Below are 20976 nucleotides of genomic sequence, written 5' to 3' on the forward strand. Positions count from 1 at the left end.
ACCTTTGACCCGCCCTTTACGCGCGTTCCCATAAGGTTCTAGTCGTCCGATTTCGACGACGGAGAACATAAAAATGGATGGGGTTTTCATCGGCGCACTGGTGCTCTTCACCGCGCTGACCCTCGGTTTGCTTGCCGGTTGCGACACGCTCGCGCAATACGGTCGCGGGGGGCGGGCATGACCTGGATGCTTTGGCTGGCTGGTGCGTCCACCGCGCTGCTGTTCGCGTATCTCGTCTTTGCGCTGCTGCGCGCGGAGGACATCGAATGAACGCGAACAACCTGTTGCAGACGCTGCTGTTCATCGTCGTGCTGCTGGCGGCGGCCGTGCCGGTCGCGCGCTACCTGAGCGCGGTGATGGACGGCAGTTCGCGCGTCGTGCGCGTGTTCGGGCCGCTCGAACGCGCGCTGTACCGCGTGGCCGGCGTCGACGCCGGCACCGAGATGAACTGGAAGCAGTATGCGGTCGCGACGATCGCGTTCAACGCGCTCGGCGTGCTGTTCCTTTACGGGCTGCTGCGCCTGCAGGGCTTCCTGCCGGGCAACCCGCAGCAGTTCGGCGCGATGACGCCCGACGGCGCGTTCAACACGGCCGTCAGTTTCGTCGCCAACACGAACTGGCAGGACTACGCGCCCGAGCAGACCGTCAGCTATCTGTCGCAGATGCTCGGCCTGACGGTGCAGAACTTCCTGTCGGCGGCGACCGGCATCGTCGTCGTGATCGCGCTGATCCGCGGCTTCGCGCGCCACACCGCGCAGACGATCGGCAACTTCTGGGTCGACCTCACGCGCGTGACGCTGTACGTGCTCGTGCCGATGGCGGCGCTCGTCGCCGCGCTGCTGATGAGCCAGGGCGTGCTGCAGAACATGAAGGCGTACCAGGACGTGCCGGTGTTGCAGGCGAGCACCTACGCGGCGCCGAAGCTCGATACGCAGGGCAACCCGGTGAAGGACGACAAGGGCAACGCGGTCACGGTGCCGACCCCGCTCACGAAGCAGACGCTCGCGATGGGCCCGGTTGCATCGCAGGAAGCGATCAAGATGCTCGGCACCAACGGCGGCGGTTTCTTCAATGCGAACTCCGCGCACCCGTACGAGAACCCGACGCCGTTCGCGAACTTCATCGAGATCTTCGCGATCCTGATCATCCCGGCCGCGCTGTGCCTGGTGTTCGGCCGCATGATCGGCGACCGCCGGCAGGGCGTCGCGGTGCTCGCGGCGATGACGGTCGCGTTCACGATCGCGATCGGCGTCGAGGTGAGTGCCGAGCAGGCCGGCAACCCGACGCTCGCCGCGCTGCACGTCGACCAGTCGGCGGGCGCGCTGCAGTCGGGCGGCAACATGGAAGGCAAGGAAACGCGCTTCGGGATCGCGCAGACCGGCATCTTCACGGTCGCGACCACGGCCGCGTCGTGCGGCGCGGTCGACGCGATGCACGATTCGCTGACGCCGGTCGGCGGTCTCGTGCCAATGCTGCTGATGCAACTCGGCGAAGTGGTCTACGGCGGCGTTGGCTCGGGTCTCTACGGGATGCTCGTGTTCGCGCTGCTCGCGGTGTTCGTCGCCGGCCTGATGATCGGCCGCACGCCGGAATATGTCGGCAAGAAGATCGAGTCGTACGAGATGAAGATGGTGTCGATCGTCGTGCTGCTCACGCCGCTGCTCGTGCTGGTCGGCACGTCGATCGCCGTGCTCGCCGATGCGGGCAAGGCCGGCATTGCGAACCCCGGCCCGCACGGCTTCTCGGAAATCCTCTATGCGTTCAGCTCGGCCGCGAACAACAACGGCAGCGCGTTCGCGGGCCTGACGGTCAGCACGCCGTTCTACAACTGGATGACCGCGATCGCGATGTGGTTCGGCCGCTTCGGCACGATCGTGCCGGTGCTGGCGATCGCCGGTTCCCTCGCCGCGAAGAAGCGCATCGCGGTGACGAGCGGCACGCTGCCGACCCACGGGCCGCTGTTCGTCGTGCTGCTGCTCGGCACCGTGCTGCTGGTGGGCGCGCTGACCTACGTGCCGGCGCTCGCGCTCGGGCCGGGCGTCGAGCACCTGATGATGTGGCTGGGCGCGTGATGCGCGCCCGCATGGCGACACGTTGAAAAGACTGAAGAGCTTGAAGAGATCGCAATGACTCAACATTCCGCAACACGGTCCATGTTCGACCCGGCGCTGCTGCGCCCGGCGATCGTGGACTCGTTCAAGAAACTCACGCTGCGCACGCAGTTCCGCAACCCGGTGATGTTCTGCGTGTACGTCGGCAGCATCCTGACCACGATCCTGTGGATCGCGGCGCTCGCCGGCCAGGCCGAGGCGCCCGCGGGCTTCATCCTCGCGGTCACGCTGTGGCTGTGGTTCACGGTGCTGTTCGCGAACTTCGCCGAAGCGCTCGCCGAAGGACGTTCGAAGGCGCAGGCCGCATCGCTGCGCAGCGCGAAGAAGGACGTGATGGCGAAGAAGCTCAACGAGCCGCATCCGAAGTCGCCGATCCGCATCACGACCGCGTCCGACCTGCGCAAAGGCGACGTCGTGCTCGTCGAGACCGGCGACGTGATCCCGGCCGACGGCGAGGTCGTCGACGGCGTCGCGTCGGTCGACGAATCGGCGATCACCGGCGAATCCGCACCGGTGATCCGCGAATCGGGCGGCGACTTCTCGTCGGTGACGGGCGGCACGCGCGTGCTGTCCGACTGGATCGTCGTCAAGGTCACCGCGAACCCCGGCGAGGCGTTCCTCGACCGGATGATCGCGATGGTCGAAGGCGCGAAGCGCAAGAAAACGCCGAACGAGATCGCGCTGACGATCCTGCTCGTCGCGCTGACGATCGTGATGCTGCTCGCGACCGCGACGCTGCTGCCGTTCTCGATGTTCTCGGTCGACGCGATGAAGGCCGGCCACGTGGTGACGATCACCGCGCTGGTCGCGCTGCTCGTGTGCCTGATCCCGACGACGATCGGCGGGCTGCTGTCCGCGATCGGCGTGGCTGGGATGAGCCGGATGATGCAGGCGAACGTGATCGCGACGTCGGGCCGCGCGGTGGAAGCGGCCGGCGACGTCGACGTGCTGCTGCTCGACAAGACCGGCACGATCACGCTCGGCAACCGTCAGGCGTCGACGTTCGTGCCGGCACCGGGCGTGACCGAGGAAGCGCTGGCCGATGCCGCGCAACTGTCGTCGCTCGCCGACGAAACGCCGGAAGGGCGCAGCATCGTCGTGCTCGCGAAGGAGCGCTTCAACATCCGCCAGCGCGACATGGCGCAACTGCACGCGACGTTCCTCGGCTTTTCCGCGCAGACGCGGATGAGCGGCGTCGACCTGCCCGGTCGCGAGATCCGCAAGGGCGCGGCCGACGCGATCCGCCGCTACGTCGAAACCCACGGCAGCCGCTTCCCCGAGGAAGTGCGCCGCGCGGTGGACGACGTCGCGCGCCGCGGCAGCACGCCGCTCGTCGTCGCCGACCTGCAGGACGGGGCGGCGCGCGTGCTCGGCGTGATCGAGCTGAAGGACATCGTGAAGGGCGGCATCAAGGAGCGCTTCGCGGAACTGCGCAAGATGGGCATCAAGACCGTGATGGTGACGGGTGACAACCGGCTGACGGCCGCGGCGATCGCGGCGGAAGCGGGCGTCGACGATTTCCTCGCGGAAGCGACGCCGGAAACCAAGCTCGCGACGATTCGCGAGCATCAGGCGGCCGGGCGCCTCGTCGCGATGACGGGCGACGGCACCAACGACGCGCCGGCGCTCGCGCAGGCCGACGTCGCGGTGGCGATGAACACTGGCACGCAGGCGGCGAAGGAAGCCGGCAACATGGTCGACCTCGATTCGAACCCGACCAAGCTGATCGAGATCGTCGAGATCGGCAAGCAGATGCTGATGACGCGCGGATCGCTGACGACGTTCTCGATCGCGAACGACATCGCGAAATATTTCGCGATCATCCCGGCCGCGTTCGTGACGACCTACCCGCAACTGCGCGTGCTCGACATCATGCACCTGACGTCGCCGGCGTCCGCGATCCTGTCTGCCGTGATCTTCAATGCGCTGATCATCGTCGCGCTGATTCCGCTCGCGCTGAAGGGCGTGACCTATCGGCCGCTCGGCGCCGCGTCGCTGCTGCGCCGCAACCTGCTGGTCTACGGCCTCGGCGGCGTGCTGCTGCCGTTCCCGTTCATCAAGCTGATCGACATGACGCTCGCCGCGCTCGGCTGGGCCTGAGCCGGCCGCACTGGAAGGAACCATCATGAAATCGTTGATTCGCCCGCTCGTCGTGCTGTTCGTCATCCTGACCGCCGTGACGGGGCTCGCTTACCCGGCCGTGATGACCGTGTTCGGTCAGGCCGTGTTTCCGTCGCAGGCCAACGGCAGCCTGATCGAGCAGGACGGCAAGGTCGTCGGCTCCGCGTTGATCGGCCAGCCGTTCGATGCGCCGAAGTATTTCTGGGGCCGGCTGTCGGCCACCGCGCCGATGCCGTACAACGCGGCCGGCTCGGGCGGCTCGAACTTCGGCCCGCTGAACCCGTCGCTTCCCGACCAGGTGAAGGCGCGCATCGCCGCGTTGCGCGACGCCGGGACCGACCTGTCGAAACCGGTGCCGATCGACCTCGTGACCGCGTCGGCGAGCGGCCTCGATCCGGAAATCACGCCGGCCGCCGCCGCGTACCAGGTCGAGCGCGTCGCGAAGGCGCGCCATCTGGCGCCGGACGCGGTCGCGCAACTCGTCGCCGCGAACACGACGGGCCGCCAGTTCGGCGTGCTCGGCGAGCCGCGCGTGAACGTGCTGAAGCTGAATCTCGCGCTCGACGCCGCGCAGGCCGCGCACTGACCGATCGCGCGTGCCGACCGGCATCCGGCGCGGCCTGAGCCGCGCTGGACGCGCTTTTCCCGACGGCGCTTGCGCCGTCTTTGCCTTTTGCGGCGATTTGGAACCACAATGCTCGTACTCGCGCGCATCCGGGCGCTCCGCTTTCCTCACGCATGAACCGTCCCGATCCAGACCAACTTCTCGACAAGCTGCAGCGAGACGAAGAAAAGCAGCGGCGCGGCCAGCTCAAGATTTTCTTCGGCGCGTCCGCCGGCGTCGGCAAGACCTACGCGATGCTGCAGGCCGCGCGCCAGCGCCGGCAGGATGGCGTCGACGTCGTCGTCGGCATCGTCGAGACCCACGGCCGCAGCGAGACCGCCGCGCTGCTCGACGGCCTCGACGTGCTGCCGCCCGCCCGCATCGACTATCGCGGCCGCACGCTCGCCGAATTCGATCTGGACGGCGCGCTCGCGCGGGCGCCGCAACTGATCCTCGTCGACGAGCTCGCGCATTCGAACGTGCAGGGCGCACGCCACCTGAAGCGCTGGCAGGACGTCTACGAGCTGCTCGACGCGGGCATCGACGTCTATACGACCGTCAACGTCCAGCACCTCGAAAGCCTGAACGACGTGGTCGGCGCGATCACCGGCATCCGCGTGTGGGAGACCGTGCCCGATCGCGTGTTCGACGCGGCCGACGAAGTCACGCTCGTCGACCTGCCGGCCGAGGAACTGCTCGAGCGGATGCGCGACGGCAAGGTCTATCTCGCGCAGCAGGCCGAGCGCGCGGTGCGCAACTTCTTCCGCAAGGGCAACCTGATCGCGCTGCGCGAACTCGCGCTGCGGCGCACGGCCGATCGCGTCGACGCGCAGATGCGCGAGTACCGCGCCGACCGTTCGATCCAGCGCATCTGGCAGGCGCGCGAGCGGTTGCTGGTGTGCGTCGGGCCCGGCCCCGAAGCGCCGACGCTCGTGCGCGCGGCCGCGCGGCTCGCGGCGAGCCTGAAGGCCGACTGGATCGCCGTGTACGTCGAGACGCCGCGCCTGCAGCGGCTGCCCGACGCGCGGCGGCAGCGCACCCTCGACGCGCTGAAGCTCGCGGCCGAGCTCGGCGCGGAGACGGCCACGCTCGCCGGCGCCGACGCGGTCGCCGCGCTGATCGGCTATGCGAAGGTGCGCAACGTGTCGAAGCTGGTCGCGGGCGGCTCGCCGAAGGTGGGGCTCGCGCGCCGCTTCGCGCGGCCGTTCGGCGAGCAGCTGGCGGAACGCGCGGGCGACGTCGACCTGATGCTGATTCGCGCATCCGCGAGCGACGAGGCGCGCGCCGCGCCGCTCGACGCGCGGGCGCGCGACTGGCGCGATGCGTTCGCGCAGTTCGGCACGCACCGCTCGCCGCCGCGCCATTACGCGTATGCGGCCGCGATCTGCGCGGCGATCACCGTCGTCGCGAGCGTCGTGTCCGGGCGACTCGACCTCACGAATCTCGTGATGCTGTACCTGCTCGGCGTGGTGTTCTCGGCCGTGCGGCTCGGGCGCGGCCCGGGCGTGCTGCAGTCGTTCCTGTCGGTGGCCGCGTTCGATTTCTTCTTCGTGCCGCCGCGCATGTCGTTCTCGGTCAGCGACACGCAATACCTGCTGACCTTCTTCGGGATGCTGCTGACGTCGCTCGTGATCAGCCATCTGACATCGACGCTGACGCGCCAGGCGAGCGTCGCGCAGCGCCGCGAGCGCCGCACCGGCGCGATCTACGCGATGGCGCGCGAACTCGGCGCGGCGCTGACGACCGAGCAGATCGTCGAGATCGGCAGCCGCCACGTCGGCGAGGTGTTCCGCGCGCGCGTCGCGTTCCTGCTGCCCGACAGCGCGGACCAGGTGCGGCAGAAGATCGAGGAACCCGACGCGGCCGTCACGCTGACGGGCGCGGAGCTCGACAGCGACGTCGGCCAGTGGGTGTACGACCAGCAGAAGCCGGCCGGCCGCGGCACCGATACGCTGCCGGCGACGGCCGCGCTGTACCTGCCGCTGAAGGCGCCGATGCGCACGCGCGGCGTGCTCGCGGTCGCGTCGCGCGAGCCGCGCGAACTCGAGGTGCCCGAGCAGCAGCGGATGCTCGACGCATTCGCCGCGCAGATCGCGCTCGCGCTGGAGCGCGTGCACTACGTCGAGATCGCGCGCGACGCGCTCGTCAGCATGGAATCCGAACGGCTGCGCAACTCGCTGCTGTCGGCGATCTCGCACGACCTGCGCACGCCGCTCACGACGATCGTCGGCTTCTCGTCGATGCTCGCGAACGGGCGCGCGGCCGCACAGGCGGGCGACGCCGCGGCGGCCGCGCGGCTCGCGCAGCGCGAGGGCGAACTCGTCGACGCGATCCACGACGAGGCGCTGCGCATGACGGGCATCGTCACGAACCTGCTCGACATGGCGCGGCTGCAGGCCGGCAGCCTGCAGCTCAAGCGCCAGTGGTCGCTGCTCGAGGAAACCGTCGGCGCCGCGCTCGCCGCCTGCCGGCGGGTGCTCGCCCGCCATCCGGCGCGCGTCGCGCTGCCGGCCGACCTGCCGCTGCTGCAGATGGACGCGGTGCTGATGGAGCGGCTGTTCACCAACCTGTTCGAGAACGCGGCGAAGTACACGCCGCCCGATACGTCGCTCGACATCGGCGCCGAGCGCGTGACCGACGACGGGCAGCCATTCGTGCGCGTGCACGTCGACGATCACGGCCCGGGCCTGCCGGCCGGCATGGAAACGCGGATCTTCGACAAGTTCACGCGCGGCGAGAAGGAATCGGCGACGCCGGGCATCGGGCTCGGCCTCGCGATCTGCCGCGCGATCGTCGAGGCGCACGGCGGTAAAATCGGCGCGCTGAACCGCACCGCGCCCGACGGCCACGTGACGGGCGCGCGCTTCTGGTTCACGCTGCCGGTCGACACGCCGCCGGCCGCGCCGGCCGTGTCCGACGACGAACCCGACCTGCCGGGCGCATCGCCCCCATCCGAGTCATTGCCAGACCATGAGTGAACCCAGCCTGACCGTCGTCCTGATCGAGGACGAAAAGCAGATCCGCCGCTTCGTGCGCGCCGCGCTCGAAGAGGAGGACATCGCGGTGTTCGAGGCCGAGACGGGCAAGCAGGGGCTGATCGACGCGGCGACGCGCAAGCCCGACCTCGTGATCGTTGACCTCGGGCTGCCCGATACCGACGGCCTCGACGTGATCCGCGAACTGCGCGGCTGGTCCGAGGTGCCGGTGATCGTGCTGTCCGCCCGCACGCAGGAAGAGGAGAAGGTCGCGGCGCTCGATGCGGGCGCCGACGACTACCTGACCAAGCCGTTCGGCGTGTCCGAACTGCGCGCGCGGATGCGCGCGCAACTGCGCCGGCGCAACCAGGGCGGCGCGAACGAGTCGCCGAAGGTGACCTTCGGCAGCGTGACCGTCGATCTCGCGCTGCGCCAGGTATGGCGCGACGATGCGATCGTGCACCTGACGCCGCTCGAATACCGGCTGCTCGCGACGCTCGTGCGTCACGCGGGGCGCGTGCTCACGCACCGCCAGCTGCTGCGTGACGTGTGGGGGCCGTCGCACGTCGAGAGCCATCACTACCTGCGCATCTACATGGCGCACCTGCGCCAGAAGCTCGAGGCCGATCCCGCGCAGCCCGAGCACATCGTCACCGAGACGGGCGTCGGCTACCGGCTCGTCGGCGCCGTGTGACGGGCGATGCGCGGCGGCGCATGCGGCCGTGACGCCGCGCATCGGCGGGGTTGCGCCGGCGCGACAGCCTCGCGATGAGCGCCGGCCTTGCACACCGGCTGCGCAATCCCCGCTATCCTGACCATTCCGCGAACGAAAACGAGGAGCGTGCAATGTCCGTCCGTCTGGTCGTCCTCTGTGCGCTGGCGCTGGTCGCGCCCGGCGCGTTCGCCCAACCGTTGCCGCCCGGGCAGCAGCCGCCCGCGCAGGTGGCGCTGGCCAATCCCGCGTCGGTCAACTGCGAGAAGCTCGGCGGTCGCCACGTGATCCGCAACCTGTCGAGCGGGCAGGTCGGGATGTGCGTGTTCAAGGATGGCCGCGTGTGCGAGGAGTGGGCGCTATACCGCGACGATCGCTGCGTCGGCGGCGGTGCGCCGAAGCGCGTGGCGAACTGAGCGCGGCCGGCCGATCGCGCCCCGCATCGGCCACCGACGTGGCAGGCAGCCGGCAGGTCCGTAAGCCTCTTGTTATACTCGGCGCCGCCCGGGGACGACCCCGGGTCATTCGCTTCAACGGGGACGGCCCCATCCGATACGGAGTACGTCGAGATGGCGTGGGTATGGTTGTTGATCGCCGGTTTGCTGGAAGTGGCCTGGGCGGCCGGCTTGAAATCGTCGGACGGCTTCACGAAGCTCGGTCCGTCGGTGTTTACGATCGTGACGGCGCTGGCCAGCTTCGGGCTGCTCGCGGTCGCGATGCGCCAGTTGCCGCTCGGTACCGCGTACGCGGTGTGGACGGGCATCGGCGCGGTCGGCGCGTTCGTGTTCGGCATCGTGATGATGGGCGAGGCGCTGACCGTCGCGCGCGTCGCGAGCGCGGCGCTGATCGTCGCGGGGCTGGTCGGCCTGAAGCTGTCGTCGGCCGCCTGACGACGGTATCCCGGGTGCGCAGGCGCCCGGGCGCCGCCTTGCCCCGCGGAATTGCGCCGGTCGCCCGCCCAGCCTGTCTATAATGGAACGTATTCGGGCCTGAATCCCGTCGTGCTTCTCGCGGCACGCGGTGCCGGTCGCCACGCGCCGCGCGGCCAATCTGTCCGACCCGATCCGATCAATCGGCAAAACGCACGGAAAGTGCAAGGAGAGGGCCATGATCGAAGCCATTTCGCTCGGCGCGGGGCTCGCGTGGGCGAGCGGCCTGCGCCTGTACCTGACGGTCCTGATCGCCGGCGTGCTGGCGCGGTTCGGCTGGCTCCATCTACCCGACACGCTGGCTGTGCTGATGTCGCCGTGGGTGATCGGCGCCGCGGCCGTGCTCACCGTGACCGAGTTCCTTGCCGACAAGATCCCCGCGTTCGACTCGCTGTGGGATGCCGTGCATACCTTCATCCGCATCCCGGCCGGGGCCGTGCTCGCGGCCGGCGCGCTCGGCCATGCCGACCCGACCATGCTGGCGGTCGCGGGTCTCGCCGGCGGCTCGCTCGCCGGCGCCGCGCACGTGGCGAAGGCCGGCACGCGCGCGCTGATCAACCTGTCTCCCGAACCGATTTCGAACTGGGTCGCGTCGTCGACCGAGGACGGTCTCGTGGTCGGCGGGCTCGTCCTCGCGTTCTTCGTTCCGCTCGCGTTCCTCGTGCTGCTCGCCGCGTTCATCGCGGCGTCGGCGTGGGCGCTGCCGCGTCTGTGGCGCGGCGTGTCGGGCGGTTTTCGCGGGATGGCGAACCACATGGTGTCGCGGCTCAACTCGATCGGAGGGAAACGCGATTGAAGGGGCCGCAACACGCGGCGCAGCCGCCGGCCGGGCCATCCGGCCATGACGGGCGCGCGCATGCGGGCCGCTTCGGTCTGCGCGACCTGATCCACCAGGCTGCCCGGATGACCGCGCGCGACTGGCGCGCGGGCGAACTGACGCTGCTCGTCTTCGCGCTGGTGCTCGCGGTCGCGGCGCTGACGAGCGTCGGCTTTCTCGCCGATCGCCTGCGCCAGGGGCTCGAGCGCGACGCGCGCCAGATGCTCGGCGCCGATTTCGTCGTGCGCGCCGATCATCCGGTCGATCCGTCGTTCGACCGGCAGGCCCGCGCGCTCGGCCTGCGTACCGCGACGACCGCCATTTTTCCGAGCATGATCGCGGCCGCCGCGGGCGGGCAGGCGGCCGACGCGGCGCCGTCGCGCCTCGCGGCCGTGAAGGCCGTGTCGCCCGGGTATCCGCTGCGCGGCGCGGTCGAGATTCTGCCGGCCGGTGCCGCCACTGCGCAGAAGGCGGCCGCGATTCCCGCGCCCGGCACCGTATGGGCCGACCCGGTGCTGCTCGACGCGCTGCACCTGAAGGCCGGCGATACGGTGCGGGTCGGGCTGCGTACATTTACGGTCGCCGCCGCGATCACCCGCGAACTCGATCGCGGCTTTTCGTTCGTCAATTTTTCGCCACGGCTGATGATGCGCGCGGACGAGCTCGCCGCGACGGGGCTCACCGGCTACGGCAGCCGCGTCACGTACCGGCTGCTGGTCGCCGGCGATGCACCGGCCATCGCGCGCTTCGAGACGTATGCGCACACGCGCGTCGACGGCGGGAAGCTGCGCGGCGTCGGGCTCGAGTCGTTGCAGGAAGGGCAGCCGCAGGTGCGGCAGACGCTGGATCGCGCGCGCCATTTCCTGACGCTCGTCGCGCTGCTGACCGCGCTGCTCGCGGCGGTCGCGATCGCGATGGCCGCGCAGCGCTACATGCGGCGTCATCTCGACGGCTGCGCGACGATGCGCTGTCTTGGCGTGAGCCGCCGCACGCTCGGCGCGCTGTTCGCGCTGGAATTCGCCGGCGTCGGCATCGTGTCGGGCGCCGCGGGCGCGGTGCTCGGCTATGCCGGCCACTGGGCGTTGCTGGCCGCGCTCGGCAGCCTGATCGACGTCGTGCTGCCGCCGCCGACGTTGTGGCCGGCGCTGATCGGCATGGGCGCCGCGCTCGTGCTGCTGCTCGGTTTCGCGCTGCCGCCGCTCGTGCCGCTCACGCGCGTGCCGCCGGTGCGCGTGCTGCGGCGCGAGTGGGGCGACGCGTCGCGCACCGCGTGGGCCGCGTACGCGATCGGCGTCGTGCTGTTCGCGGGGCTGCTGATCGTGGCCGCCGGCAACCTGAAGCTCGGCCTGATCGTCGCGGGCGGCTTTGCCGGTGCGCTGGTCGGGTTCGCGCTGATCGCCCGGCTCGTGCTGTTTGCCGCCGCGCGCGCGGTGCGCAATGCGCGCGTGGCCGCGGGCGTCGGCTGGCGTTACGCGCTGGCGTCGCTGCACCGACGCGGCACGGCCAGCGCGCTGCAGATCACCGCGCTCGCGCTCGGCCTGATGTGCCTGCTGCTGATCGCGATCACGCGCAACGACCTCGTGGCGGGCTGGCGGCAGTCGACACCGCCCGATGCGCCGAACCAGTTCCTGATCGACATCCAGCCCGACCAGCGCGCCGATGTCGCGGCCTATCTGGCCGCGCACGGCGTGCGCGACGCCGAGCCCGCGCCGATGGTGCGCGGCCGCCTCGTCGCGATCAACGGCAAGCCGGTGAATCCGGACGCGTACCCGTCCGAAGAGGCGCGCCGGCTCGTCGATCGCGAGTTCAACCTGTCGTATACGACCGAGCTGCCGTCCGACAACCGGATCGTCGAAGGCGACTGGTTCGGCACCGCGGCCACGCCGCAGATCTCGATCGAAGCCGGCCTCGCGAAGACGCTGAACGTGAAACCGGGCGACACGCTGCGCTTCGACGTGACGGGACTGACGGTCGACGCGCCCGTCACCAGCGTGCGCAAGCTCGACTGGGGCTCGTTCCGCGTCAACTTCTTCGTGCTGATGCCGCCGCCCGTGCTGAAGGATTTCCCGGCCGTCTACCTGACCAGCTTCCATCTGCCGGCCTCGGACGCCGCGCTGCTCGATCCGCTGATCGCGCGCTACCCGAACCTGACCGCGATCGATGTCGCGCCAATCCTCGCGCAATTGCAGCGGATGATGCTGCAGGTGGTCGGGGCGGTGCAGTTCCTGTTCGCGTTCACGCTCGCGGCCGGGGTGCTCGTGCTGTACACGGCGCTCGCCGGCTCGCGCGACGAGCGCGTGCGCGAGGCCGCGCTGCTGCGCGCGCTCGGCGCGTCGCGCGCGCAGGTGAACGCGGTGCAGCGCGCGGAATTCGTCGTGGTCGGCGCGCTGGCCGGCGTGCTGGCATCGGCGGGCGCGATCGCGGTCGGCTGGGTGCTCGCCGCGCGCGTGTTCGACTTCCAGCTCGCCGTCGATCCTTGGCTCGTGCCGGCCGGCATCGCGGCCGGTGTCGTCTGCGCCGGTGCGGCCGGCTGGCTGAGCCTGCATAATGTGTTGCGGCGCCCCGCGCTGCAGTCGCTGCGCGACGCCTGAGCGTCGCCCGCGGCCCCGAAGATCCCGTTTCCCGACTATCCGTATGACCGATGTGAATGACGATGCGCCGTCGCAGCCGACGGCGTTCGAGCTCGTGGGCGGCGAAGCCCGCGTGCGCGAAATGGTGGACCGCTTCTACGACCTGATGGACCTCGAGCCGGAGTTCGCGCAGATTCGCGCGCTGCATCCGCCGTCGCTCGACGGTTCGCGCGACAAGCTGTTCTGGTTCCTGTGCGGCTGGCTCGGCGGCCCCGACCACTACATCAGCCGGTTCGGCCATCCGCGGCTGCGCGCGCGGCACCTGCCGTTCCCGATCGCGTCGGTCGAGCGCGACCAGTGGCTGCGCTGCATGGCGTGGGCGATGGAGGATGTCGGGTTGCCGGAGCCGCTGCGCGAGCGGCTCATGCATTCGTTCTACGACACGGCCGACTGGATGCGCAACCGGCCCGGTTGATCGACCGGTACGCCGCTGCCCGCGCGCGGGACGATCTGCGTCTGGGCGCCCGTGCCGCCCGGCGCGACACTGGCCGTTTCCATTCCCCCATCGATACGAGGCTCGCCCGATGACGACACAAGCGCTGTTTCGCGAAGACGCGTACCTCACGCAATGCGAGGCGATCGTCCAGGCCGTCGGCGACGACGGCATCCGGCTCGACCGCACGGTGTTCTATCCGCTCGGCGGCGGCCAGGCCGGCGACACCGGCACGCTGACGCTGCCCGACGGCAGCACGATCGCGATCGCCGACACGCGCAAGGCGAAGTTCGACGGTGCGACGCCCGACGACGCCGTGCACGTGCCCGCGCCGGACCAGGAGGCGAGCGTCGCGACGCTCGCCCCCGGCACGCGCGTGGTCGCGGCGATCGACTGGCTGCGCCGCTACCGGCACATGCGCCTGCATACGGCCGCGCACCTGATGTGCGCGGTGCTGCCGTATGCGGTCGACGGCTGCAGCGTGACGGCCGACTACGTGCGGCTCGATTTCGCGACGTCCGACGCGATCGACCGCGACGACGTCGAGCGGCGCCTCGCGGGCTTCGTCGTCGGCGCGCATCCGGTCACGACCGAATGGATCACCGACGACGAGATGGCCGAGCGGCCCGAACTCGTGCGCACGATGAGCGTGAAGCCGCCGATGGGCCTCGGCCGCGTGCGGCTGCTGCGCATCGAAAACGTCGACCTGCAGCCGTGCGGCGGCACGCATGTGCGCAACACGTCCGAAATCGGTGGGCTGCGGGTCGCGAAACTGGAAAAGAAGAGTGCGCGCACACGGCGCCTCGTACTGGAGTTTGCATGACGATCGATACCGGGAAAGCAGGCGCGGCGGCGCTCGATCCGCAGGCACGGGAGATTCTCGATTTCTGGTTCGGCGCGCCGGGCTCGGCCGAATTCGGGCAGAACCGCACGGTCTGGTTCAATGGCGGCGCGGCATTCGACGACGTGCTGCGTACGCGCTATGGCGCGCTGCTCGACGCTGCATGCGACGGCGCTTGCGATCACTGGGCCGATTCGCCGTCGGGCGCGCTCGCGTTGATCGTCGTGCTCGACCAGTTCTCGCGCAACATCCATCGCGGCACGCCGCGCGCGTTTGCCGCCGATTCGAAGGCGCTCGCGCTCGCGCGCCGCGTCGTCGCGGCCGGCTGGGACGCGCGGTTGCCGAGCGGCCATCACCGTGCGTTCGCGTATCTGCCGTTCGAGCACGACGAGTCGGTCGAGAGCCAGCGCGAGGCCGTGCGTCTGTGCGCGGGCATCCGCGACGAGGCCGGGTGCGAGAGCTATCACCGCTTCGCATTGCTGCATGCGGCGGTCGTCGAGCGCTTCGGGCGCTTTCCGCACCGGAACGCGATTCTCGGCCGCGCGTCGACCGACGAGGAAACGGCGTTTTTGCGAGAGCCCGGCTCGTCGTTCTGACGATCCGAATGTCGACGTGATGACGGAAGGGGCGGCGACCGTTGGGGCGCTGGCGGGCTCGGACCGGCGCCGGCATCGCGCAAGGGCTGCGCACCGGCCGGGCGGATGAGCGCGGCCATTGCCGAAGAAGAAAACGAAGGCGGGCAGGACGGCGCATCGCGCCGCCCGGCGTCACTGCAGGTGCTGTTCGGGCGTGCGCACGTAAACGCGCAGCAACTCGTCGTTGTCGCCCGGGCGGGCGCCCGTCCAGAACAGCTTCCACTCGCTGCCGGGCGCCGGCTCGACGGCCCGCACGCCCTGCACGATCATCCACGTGCAGCGCGTCGTCTTCGCGTCGTCGATCGGCGTGTGCTGGATGCCGGAGAAGTAGTACATCATCGGCGCCTCCGATTCGCCGAAGCCGGGCAGGCTCGCCATGCAGTCGCCGTCGTTCCATTCGAGCGCCAGATGCGCGTTCAGGTCGTCGAACACCGAGCGGTAGCTCTTCGCGGCATCGAGCCACGGCAGCAGCAGCGTGTAGACGAGCCCCCACGCGACGAGCGCGCCGACGCCCCACGACAGCGCGCCGCGCCACCGGCCCGTCGTGCGCAACTTCGGCAGCAGCGTCAGCCAGCCGACCGTCAGTGCGAGCGCGCCGGTCACGAGCGCGGGCTGGATCGGCATCGTCCAGTCGAGCGGCAGCCAGCGGCCGAGCAGCGCGAGATCGGCGCGCGACGCGGCCGGATCGGCCATCACCGCCCAGATCGCCCACGCGAGCACGACGACCGTGCCGAACAGGAGGCGGCTCAGGTAATCCCACGCGAGATGCAGCCGGCGCGGCAGGCGCTCGATCGCCTGCGCGGCGACCAGTGCGAGCGGTGCGAAGAACGGCAGGATGTAGAGCTGGCGCGACGTCGCGGATATTTGCAGCACCACGAGCCCGATACCGGCGAACAGCACGGGCAGCGCGACAGACGGCACGCGCCAGTCACGCCATGCGCCGCGTGCGAGCGCGACGATCGCGAGCGGTGCAATCGGGAAACCGACGGTCAGGAACGCGCGGAGAATGAAGAGCGGCTTGTCGTTTTCTGCCCCGAGCTCGGGGACGGAGAAACCGAAGAAGCGGCCGACGTTGTTGTCCCAGAACCACTTCATGAACAGCGTCTCCGAGCGCAGGAACAGCGCGGTCGGCCAGATCAGCGCGAACGGCGCGAACACGAGCGCGGCAATGCCGAGCGCGCGTGCGAACGAGCGGGTGCGGCAGGCCGGGTAGAGCACCAGTGTGCAGACGAGCGTGGCCGCGAACACGAGCGGCACGAACAGCCCCTTCGCCATCAGCGCGATGCCGACGCCCGCGCCGAAGAGCGGCGCGGCCCAGCGGCTCGCCGGGTGCACCGGCAGCCCGTGCCGCATCTGCTGCGCGCGCGCGACGTGCTGCATCACGAGTTCGAGCAGTCCGCAGAACCCCATTGCCGTACCGGCAAACAATGCGACGTCCGTCATCATGTCGTGCACGTGCTTGATGACGACGAGCGTGCCCGCGCTCAGCACGACCGGGCCGAGCACGCCCAGGTCGAACCAGTTCTCCGTCCGGCTGGCCACGCGGGCCGCACGTGCGATGAAGCCGAATGCGAGCGCGGCGAACAGGGCGCTCGCCAGGCGCGCCGCGTCGTGCAGCGGCATCACGCGCTGCAGCAGCCACGCGAGGCTGGTCGCGACCCACGCGTAAAGCGGCGGCTTTTCCATGAAGGGTAGGCCGGCATTGGTCGGCACGACGAAGTCGCCGGTCTCGAGCATGTGCTGGATGATGCCGAACGTGTAGGTTTCGTCCTGTTTCCACGGATCGTGGCCGAGCACGCCGGGCAGCGTGTACGCGCACACCAGGGCGGCAACGAACAACCAGGCGCGCCAGCCGAGCAGCAGCGCGCGGTCGCGCGCGGGGCTGGCGGCCGCGGTCGATGCGGCAACGGGCGTGCCGGCAACGTCGAGCGTCGCGATGACGTCGGTATCGGCGGTCGAGCGGGTGTGCGCGGCCGAGGCGGGCACGGACGTGCGTCGCCGGCTGGGCGCTGCGGTTCCAGGCATGGAAAAGATCTCGGGTCGAGTCGAGCCGGTCCGGCGACATGGGCTGGACCGATAAGGGGATTACATCCGGCTAACGGACAGGATGTTTAAGACACCTGTCTGAATGACCGCTAGTAGAGCACGGAATTGTTACGGATGTTTACTGAAACTGTCACGGAATTGTGGAGATTTGTGGCGGCGTGACCACGCGGCGTTGTCGACCGCCGTATTGTTGCGCGGCGCGTCAGCTCAGCGGCCGCCGCCGACGTCGAGCAGGGCGCCCGTCGTGTAGGAGGCCGTATCGCCGAGCAGCCAGACGATCGCCTCGGCGACTTCCTGCGCTTCGCCCGCGCGGCCGAGCGGCGTTTGCGCGCCGAGGCGGGCCGCACGGCCCGGCTGGCCGCCGCTTGCATGAATGTCGGTCTCGATCAGGCCGGGGCGTACCGCGTTGACGCGCACGCCGTGCGGGCCGAGTTCCTTGGCGAGGCCGATCGTCAGCGAATCGACCGCGCCTTTCGAGCCCGCGTAGTCGACGTACTCGTTCGGCGAGCCGAGCCGCGATGCGATCGACGACACGTTGACGATCGCGCCGCCGCGGCCGCCGCGGTCGGTCGACAGCCGGCGCGCGGCTTCGCGCGCGCACAGGTAGGCGCCGAGCACGTTGGTATCGAACATCCGCCGCAACCGGTCGACCGGCATGTCGGCGAGCGGCATCGACGGCGCGACGATGCCCGCGTTGTTGACGAGCGCGTCGAGGCGTCCGAACGCGGCCGCAACGGTATCGAACATCGCGACGACGTCCGCCTCGTTCGCGACATCGCCCGCGACGATGCACGCGCGGCCGCCCGCGTCGCGCACGGCCTGCGCGGTCAGTTCGGCCGCCGCCGCGTCGCGCGCGTAGTTGATGCCGACGTCCCAGCCGCGTTCGGCCGCGAGCACGGCGGTCGCGCGGCCGATGCCGCGGCTCGCGCCGGTGATGAGGACGGCCTTGCGGTCGGACGATGCGGTCATCGCGTGCGGGTTCCGGTGAGGGTCACTTCGCTGCGTCGGGCGCCCACTTGTCGCGTGCGGGCGGCTGGTAGCGGCGCAGCCGCTCGATCAGCGCGACGGGTTCGGATTCGACGCACAGCGCGTCGAAATAGGCCGGCCGCATGAAGCCTTCGTCGACCGTATGGCGCAGCAGCGCGATCAGCGGATCGTAGAACGCATCGATGTTGTAGAGCGCGACGGGCTTGCGGTGATAGCCGAGCTGCGCCCACGTGTAGACCTCGAAGAGCTCCTCGAGCGTGCCGGCGCCGCCGGGCATCGCGACGAACGCGTCGGAGAGGTCGGCCATCATTTTCTTGCGATGGTGCATGTCGGGCACGACGTGCAGTTCCGACAGCCCCGTATGGCCGACTTCCTTGTCGACGAGCAACTCGGGGATCACGCCGACCGCACGGCCGCCGGCCGCCATCACTTCGTCGGCGATCACGCCCATCAGGCCGACGCGGCCGCCGCCGTACACGAGCGTGAGGCCCGCGTCGACGAGCGCGCGGCCGAACGCGCGGCCGAACGCGCGCGCGGCATCGGCATAGACCGGCCGCACGCCGGACGACGAACCGCAGTAAACGCAGACTGCCTTCATTGCTTCGCGTCCTTGGCGGGGGCCTGCCCACCGGAGACGGGGCTGCCGGCCGGGCGCGGCGAACCGTCGCGCGGCGGCAGGTAGTCGGTGAACTGGCGCTTGGGCAGCTTGCCGGAGACGAGGTCGTCGAACAGCTGGCGCGAACGGCCGCGCAGGTACGGGGCCATGATCGAGATCACGTGCATGCTCACCTGGTGCAGCTCTTCGCGGATCGCGTCCTGGTCGTTGTATTTGCGCGGATGCATCACGTACTGATACGACAGCCAGTACGTCGAGATCACGGCCATGTTGGTGGCGATGACTTCGATCTCGGCGGGCGTCGCGACCATTTCGGCATCGGAGACGAGCAGCTCGCACATGTCGTGTGCGAAGCGCACCTTGTGGCTGATGATCTGCTTGAAGTGTGTCTCGAGCGTGCGGTTGCGTGCGAGCAGGTCGTTGAGGTCGCGATACAGGAACCGGTAGGTCCACATGAAATCGGCCATGTACTGCAGGTACGACCAGGTTTCGTCGATCGTCGGACGGTGATCTTCGGGGAAGCGCAGCCGCCGTTCGATCTGCTGCTCGAACTGCGCGAAGATGCTGTTGATGATGTCGTCCTTGTTGCGGAAATGGTAGTACAGGTTGCCTGGACTGATTTCCATTTCCTCGGCGATCGTCGTGGTGGTGACGTTCGGCTCGCCGATCTCGTTGAAGAGTTTCAACGACAACTCGAGAATCCGTTCGCGGGTGCGGCGGGGAGGTTTCGCTTCCATGTCGTCCGGCCCTGTGTGTGCCGGACTGGCGGGCGCTGCAATCGATGCTGCGTGATTCGTCCGGCGCGGGTTGCTGTTCTATGTCTAGCGGACGATTATAAACCGGGGTTTCGCCACATCGGGGCATTTCGTGATCGCGGCCCCGCGCGGCGCATGGTGCAGCGCCGCACGCGGGCAGCGGGAATGGCGCCGGGCGGTTGCCTAGAAGCCGAGCCAGCGTGCGACGACCGGCCCGAGCACGAAGCCCCAGGTCGTCACGCACGCGAACAGCGCGACCGTCACGGCCGCGCTGCCGAGGTCCTTCGCGCGTTTCGACAGTTCGTGACGTTCGAGCGAGATGCGGTCGATCGCGGCTTCGACGCTCGAGTTCAGCAGCTCGACGATCAGCACCAGCAGCACCGAGCCGATCAGCAGCGCGCGCGACGCGGCCGGCACCGGCGCGAATGCGCCGATCGGCAGCATCAGCGCGGCGAGCGTGAGCTCCTGGCGAAACGCGCTTTCCTCGCGGATCGCGACGCGAAACCCGTTCAGCGAATGCTTGAGGGCGAACCACGCGCGCGTGATGCCGCGGTGGCGCTTGTACGGGTTCGGCGGCAGCGGCGCGAGCCGGTCGTCGGGGCCGAGCGGTTCGTGCGCGTGCACGTCCGCGTCGGCGTGCGGCTCTTCCTCGTCGAACGGGCGGTGCCGCGGCGTCGCGGCGGGGGGCGGGATCTTGTCGTTCAGGTCTCGTTTCAAACGGCGGCACCTTCGGCTGGCGAGTACGCGGTCTTCGGCAGCGGCTTCAGATGCGACGCGAACTGCTCGGATGCCGCGCGCCACGAGAAGCGTTCGGCCCACGCGCGCGCAGTCGTGCGTTCGATCTTCAGCGCCTCGAGGCAGGCTTCCTGCAGATCCTCGTGCATCGCGCCGGCATTGCCTTCGCCGAGCACGTCGATCGGACCCGTGACGGGATACGCGGCCACCGGCGTGCCGCAGGCGAGGGCTTCGAGCAGCACGAGGCCGAACGTGTCGGTGCGACTCGGGAATACGAACACGTCGGCCGCAGCATACACCTTCGCGAGCTCCGCCTGTGACAGCACGCCGAGATAGTTCGCCTCCGGGTAGCGCGACTTCAGTTCCGCGAGCGCGGGGCCTTCGCCCGCGACCCACTTCGAGCCGGGCAGGTCGAGGCGCAGGAACGCCTCGACGTTCTTCTCGATCGCGACGCGGCCCACGTACAGGAAGATCGGCCGCGCGGTGTTGAGCACCTTCGACTCCATCGGCCGGAAGATGTCGAGGTCGACGCCGCGGGTCCACAGCACGACGTTCGTGAAGCCGAATTTCTCGAGGTCCTGCTTGACGACCGGGGTCGGCGCCATCACCGCGAGCGACGGGCCGTGGAACCAGTGCAGGAAGCGGTAGGTCGCCGCGAGCGGGATGCCGAAGCGCGCCTGCACGTATTCCGGAAAGCGCGTGTGATACGCGGTCGTGTACGGCAGCTTGCGGGCGCGCGCATAGCGCCGTGCGGCGAGGCCGAGCGGGCCTTCGGTCGCGATGTGCAGCGCGTCGGGTGCGAACGCATCGATCCTTGCGCGCAGCTTGCGGTACGGCAGGATCGACAGGCGGATCTCGGGGTAGGTCGGGCAGGGCACCGTGCGGAATTCCAGCGGCGTCAGCAGCTCGACGCGATGGCCGAGCGCCGTGAGTTCGCGCGATGTGCTCTTCAGCGTGCGCACGACGCCGTTGACCTGCGGTTCCCACGCGTCGGTGACGATCATGATCTTCATCGCGGCATGTCCTGTA

At 69.6% G+C, this 20976-nt stretch carries 19 protein-coding genes; 13 read left to right on the forward strand and 6 right to left on the reverse strand.

Annotated elements, in window-relative coordinates; translation table 11 throughout:
* Positions 1 to 177: 177 nt before the first annotated feature.
* From kdpF to H0X95_RS29615, 13 genes are all read left to right on the forward strand, one after another.
* Entirely contained in the window at positions 178 to 270 is a 93-nt protein-coding gene (kdpF, locus tag H0X95_RS29555; RefSeq protein WP_006752209.1) for a K(+)-transporting ATPase subunit F, read from the forward strand.
* A complete protein-coding gene (kdpA, locus tag H0X95_RS29560) occupies positions 267 to 2072 on the forward strand; it encodes a potassium-transporting ATPase subunit KdpA (RefSeq protein WP_059721345.1) in 1806 nt (601 codons plus the stop codon). Before kdpF ends, kdpA begins: the two co-directional genes overlap by 4 nt.
* Positions 2073 to 2126: 54 nt before the next feature.
* Positions 2127 to 4211, forward strand: coding sequence for a potassium-transporting ATPase subunit KdpB (gene kdpB, locus H0X95_RS29565; protein WP_059721344.1), 2085 nt, complete (start codon positions 2127 to 2129; stop codon positions 4209 to 4211).
* Positions 4212 to 4236: 25 nt separating this feature from the next.
* The gene (gene kdpC, locus H0X95_RS29570) at positions 4237 to 4818 is read left to right on the forward strand and encodes a potassium-transporting ATPase subunit KdpC (protein ID WP_006497028.1); all 582 of its coding nucleotides are present in this window, start codon (positions 4237 to 4239) and stop codon (positions 4816 to 4818) included.
* A 152-nt stretch (positions 4819 to 4970) separates the two neighbouring features.
* Positions 4971 to 7814, forward strand: a complete 2844-nt coding sequence (locus tag H0X95_RS29575) for a DUF4118 domain-containing protein (RefSeq protein WP_059721343.1) — start codon at positions 4971 to 4973, stop codon at positions 7812 to 7814.
* On the forward strand, positions 7807 to 8505 hold the full coding sequence (gene kdpE, locus H0X95_RS29580; RefSeq protein ID WP_006483513.1) for a two-component system response regulator KdpE: 699 nt from the start codon (positions 7807 to 7809) through the stop codon (positions 8503 to 8505). The genes H0X95_RS29575 and kdpE overlap by 8 nt, the downstream gene beginning before the upstream one ends.
* 152 nt (positions 8506 to 8657) lie before the next feature.
* Positions 8658 to 8939, forward strand: a complete 282-nt coding sequence (locus tag H0X95_RS29585; RefSeq protein ID WP_006483516.1) for a DUF333 domain-containing protein — start codon at positions 8658 to 8660, stop codon at positions 8937 to 8939.
* A gap of 153 nt (positions 8940 to 9092) precedes the next feature.
* A complete protein-coding gene (sugE, locus tag H0X95_RS29590; RefSeq protein ID WP_006497024.1) occupies positions 9093 to 9413 on the forward strand; it encodes a quaternary ammonium compound efflux SMR transporter SugE in 321 nt (106 codons plus the stop codon).
* Between the two features lie 217 nt (positions 9414 to 9630).
* Positions 9631 to 10248, forward strand: a complete 618-nt coding sequence (locus tag H0X95_RS29595; protein WP_006483514.1) for a DUF4126 domain-containing protein — start codon at positions 9631 to 9633, stop codon at positions 10246 to 10248.
* Positions 10245 to 12860 (forward strand): ABC transporter permease, encoded by a 2616-nt coding sequence (locus H0X95_RS29600; RefSeq protein ID WP_059721342.1) that lies wholly within the window; start codon positions 10245 to 10247, stop codon positions 12858 to 12860. Before H0X95_RS29595 ends, H0X95_RS29600 begins: the two co-directional genes overlap by 4 nt.
* Before the next feature lie 43 nt (positions 12861 to 12903).
* Complete coding sequence (locus H0X95_RS29605) at positions 12904 to 13314, forward strand: group II truncated hemoglobin (protein ID WP_006488211.1); 411 nt, start codon at positions 12904 to 12906, stop codon at positions 13312 to 13314.
* 109 nt (positions 13315 to 13423) lie between these two features.
* Complete coding sequence (locus tag H0X95_RS29610) at positions 13424 to 14155, forward strand: alanyl-tRNA editing protein (protein ID WP_006488196.1); 732 nt, start codon at positions 13424 to 13426, stop codon at positions 14153 to 14155.
* Positions 14152 to 14769: a DUF924 family protein gene (locus H0X95_RS29615; RefSeq protein ID WP_006488213.1), complete on the forward strand. Its 618-nt coding sequence runs from the start codon at positions 14152 to 14154 to the stop codon at positions 14767 to 14769. Before H0X95_RS29610 ends, H0X95_RS29615 begins: the two co-directional genes overlap by 4 nt.
* Positions 14770 to 14940: 171 nt before the next feature.
* Here H0X95_RS29615 and H0X95_RS29620 read toward each other — a convergent pair whose 3' ends face one another.
* The 6 genes from H0X95_RS29620 to H0X95_RS29645 all read right to left on the reverse strand — a co-directional run bounded on the left by H0X95_RS29620 (position 14941) and on the right by H0X95_RS29645 (position 20960).
* On the reverse strand, positions 14941 to 16833 hold the full coding sequence (locus H0X95_RS29620; RefSeq protein WP_058901660.1) for an ArnT family glycosyltransferase: 1893 nt from the start codon (positions 16831 to 16833) through the stop codon (positions 14941 to 14943).
* A gap of 228 nt (positions 16834 to 17061) precedes the next feature.
* On the reverse strand, positions 17062 to 17823 hold the full coding sequence (locus tag H0X95_RS29625; RefSeq protein WP_006488202.1) for an SDR family oxidoreductase: 762 nt from the start codon (positions 17821 to 17823) through the stop codon (positions 17062 to 17064).
* Between the two features lie 22 nt (positions 17824 to 17845).
* Entirely contained in the window at positions 17846 to 18439 is a 594-nt protein-coding gene (locus tag H0X95_RS29630; protein WP_196446311.1) for a TIGR00730 family Rossman fold protein, read from the reverse strand.
* A complete protein-coding gene (locus H0X95_RS29635; protein WP_006488215.1) occupies positions 18436 to 19194 on the reverse strand; it encodes a TetR/AcrR family transcriptional regulator in 759 nt (252 codons plus the stop codon). The genes H0X95_RS29630 and H0X95_RS29635 overlap by 4 nt, the downstream gene beginning before the upstream one ends.
* 201 nt (positions 19195 to 19395) lie before the next feature.
* Complete coding sequence (locus tag H0X95_RS29640) at positions 19396 to 19929, reverse strand: diacylglycerol kinase (protein ID WP_006488206.1); 534 nt, start codon at positions 19927 to 19929, stop codon at positions 19396 to 19398.
* Entirely contained in the window at positions 19926 to 20960 is a 1035-nt protein-coding gene (locus H0X95_RS29645; RefSeq protein WP_006488194.1) for a glycosyltransferase family 4 protein, read from the reverse strand. The genes H0X95_RS29640 and H0X95_RS29645 overlap by 4 nt, the downstream gene beginning before the upstream one ends.
* Between the last annotated feature and the right edge of the window lie 16 nt (positions 20961 to 20976).

The organism is Burkholderia sp. 9779_493 (genome assembly GCF_015712215.1).
Classification (GTDB): Bacteria; Pseudomonadota; Gammaproteobacteria; order Burkholderiales; family Burkholderiaceae; genus Burkholderia; species Burkholderia cenocepacia.

What these genes read in the sequence shown, in the direction of transcription:
- H0X95_RS29595 (WP_006483514.1), top strand. Translation starts at nt 9,631, where the DNA reads ATGATCGAAGCCATTTCGCTCGGCGCGGGGCTCGCGTGGGCGAGCGGC.
- kdpC (WP_006497028.1), top strand. Translation starts at nt 4,237, where the DNA reads ATGAAATCGTTGATTCGCCCGCTCGTCGTGCTGTTCGTCATCCTGACC.
- H0X95_RS29575 (WP_059721343.1), top strand. Translation starts at nt 4,971, where the DNA reads ATGAACCGTCCCGATCCAGACCAACTTCTCGACAAGCTGCAGCGAGAC.
- H0X95_RS29585 (WP_006483516.1), top strand. Translation starts at nt 8,658, where the DNA reads ATGTCCGTCCGTCTGGTCGTCCTCTGTGCGCTGGCGCTGGTCGCGCCC.
- sugE (WP_006497024.1), top strand. Translation starts at nt 9,093, where the DNA reads ATGGCGTGGGTATGGTTGTTGATCGCCGGTTTGCTGGAAGTGGCCTGG.
- H0X95_RS29645 (WP_006488194.1), bottom strand. Translation starts at nt 20,960, where the DNA reads ATGAAGATCATGATCGTCACCGACGCGTGGGAACCGCAGGTCAACGGC.
- kdpF (WP_006752209.1), top strand. Translation starts at nt 178, where the DNA reads ATGACCTGGATGCTTTGGCTGGCTGGTGCGTCCACCGCGCTGCTGTTC.
- H0X95_RS29620 (WP_058901660.1), bottom strand. Translation starts at nt 16,833, where the DNA reads ATGCCTGGAACCGCAGCGCCCAGCCGGCGACGCACGTCCGTGCCCGCC.
- H0X95_RS29605 (WP_006488211.1), top strand. Translation starts at nt 12,904, where the DNA reads ATGACCGATGTGAATGACGATGCGCCGTCGCAGCCGACGGCGTTCGAG.
- H0X95_RS29610 (WP_006488196.1), top strand. Translation starts at nt 13,424, where the DNA reads ATGACGACACAAGCGCTGTTTCGCGAAGACGCGTACCTCACGCAATGC.
- H0X95_RS29635 (WP_006488215.1), bottom strand. Translation starts at nt 19,194, where the DNA reads ATGGAAGCGAAACCTCCCCGCCGCACCCGCGAACGGATTCTCGAGTTG.
- H0X95_RS29630 (WP_196446311.1), bottom strand. Translation starts at nt 18,439, where the DNA reads ATGAAGGCAGTCTGCGTTTACTGCGGTTCGTCGTCCGGCGTGCGGCCG.
- H0X95_RS29615 (WP_006488213.1), top strand. Translation starts at nt 14,152, where the DNA reads ATGACGATCGATACCGGGAAAGCAGGCGCGGCGGCGCTCGATCCGCAG.
- kdpB (WP_059721344.1), top strand. Translation starts at nt 2,127, where the DNA reads ATGACTCAACATTCCGCAACACGGTCCATGTTCGACCCGGCGCTGCTG.
- H0X95_RS29625 (WP_006488202.1), bottom strand. Translation starts at nt 17,823, where the DNA reads ATGACCGCATCGTCCGACCGCAAGGCCGTCCTCATCACCGGCGCGAGC.
- kdpE (WP_006483513.1), top strand. Translation starts at nt 7,807, where the DNA reads ATGAGTGAACCCAGCCTGACCGTCGTCCTGATCGAGGACGAAAAGCAG.
- kdpA (WP_059721345.1), top strand. Translation starts at nt 267, where the DNA reads ATGAACGCGAACAACCTGTTGCAGACGCTGCTGTTCATCGTCGTGCTG.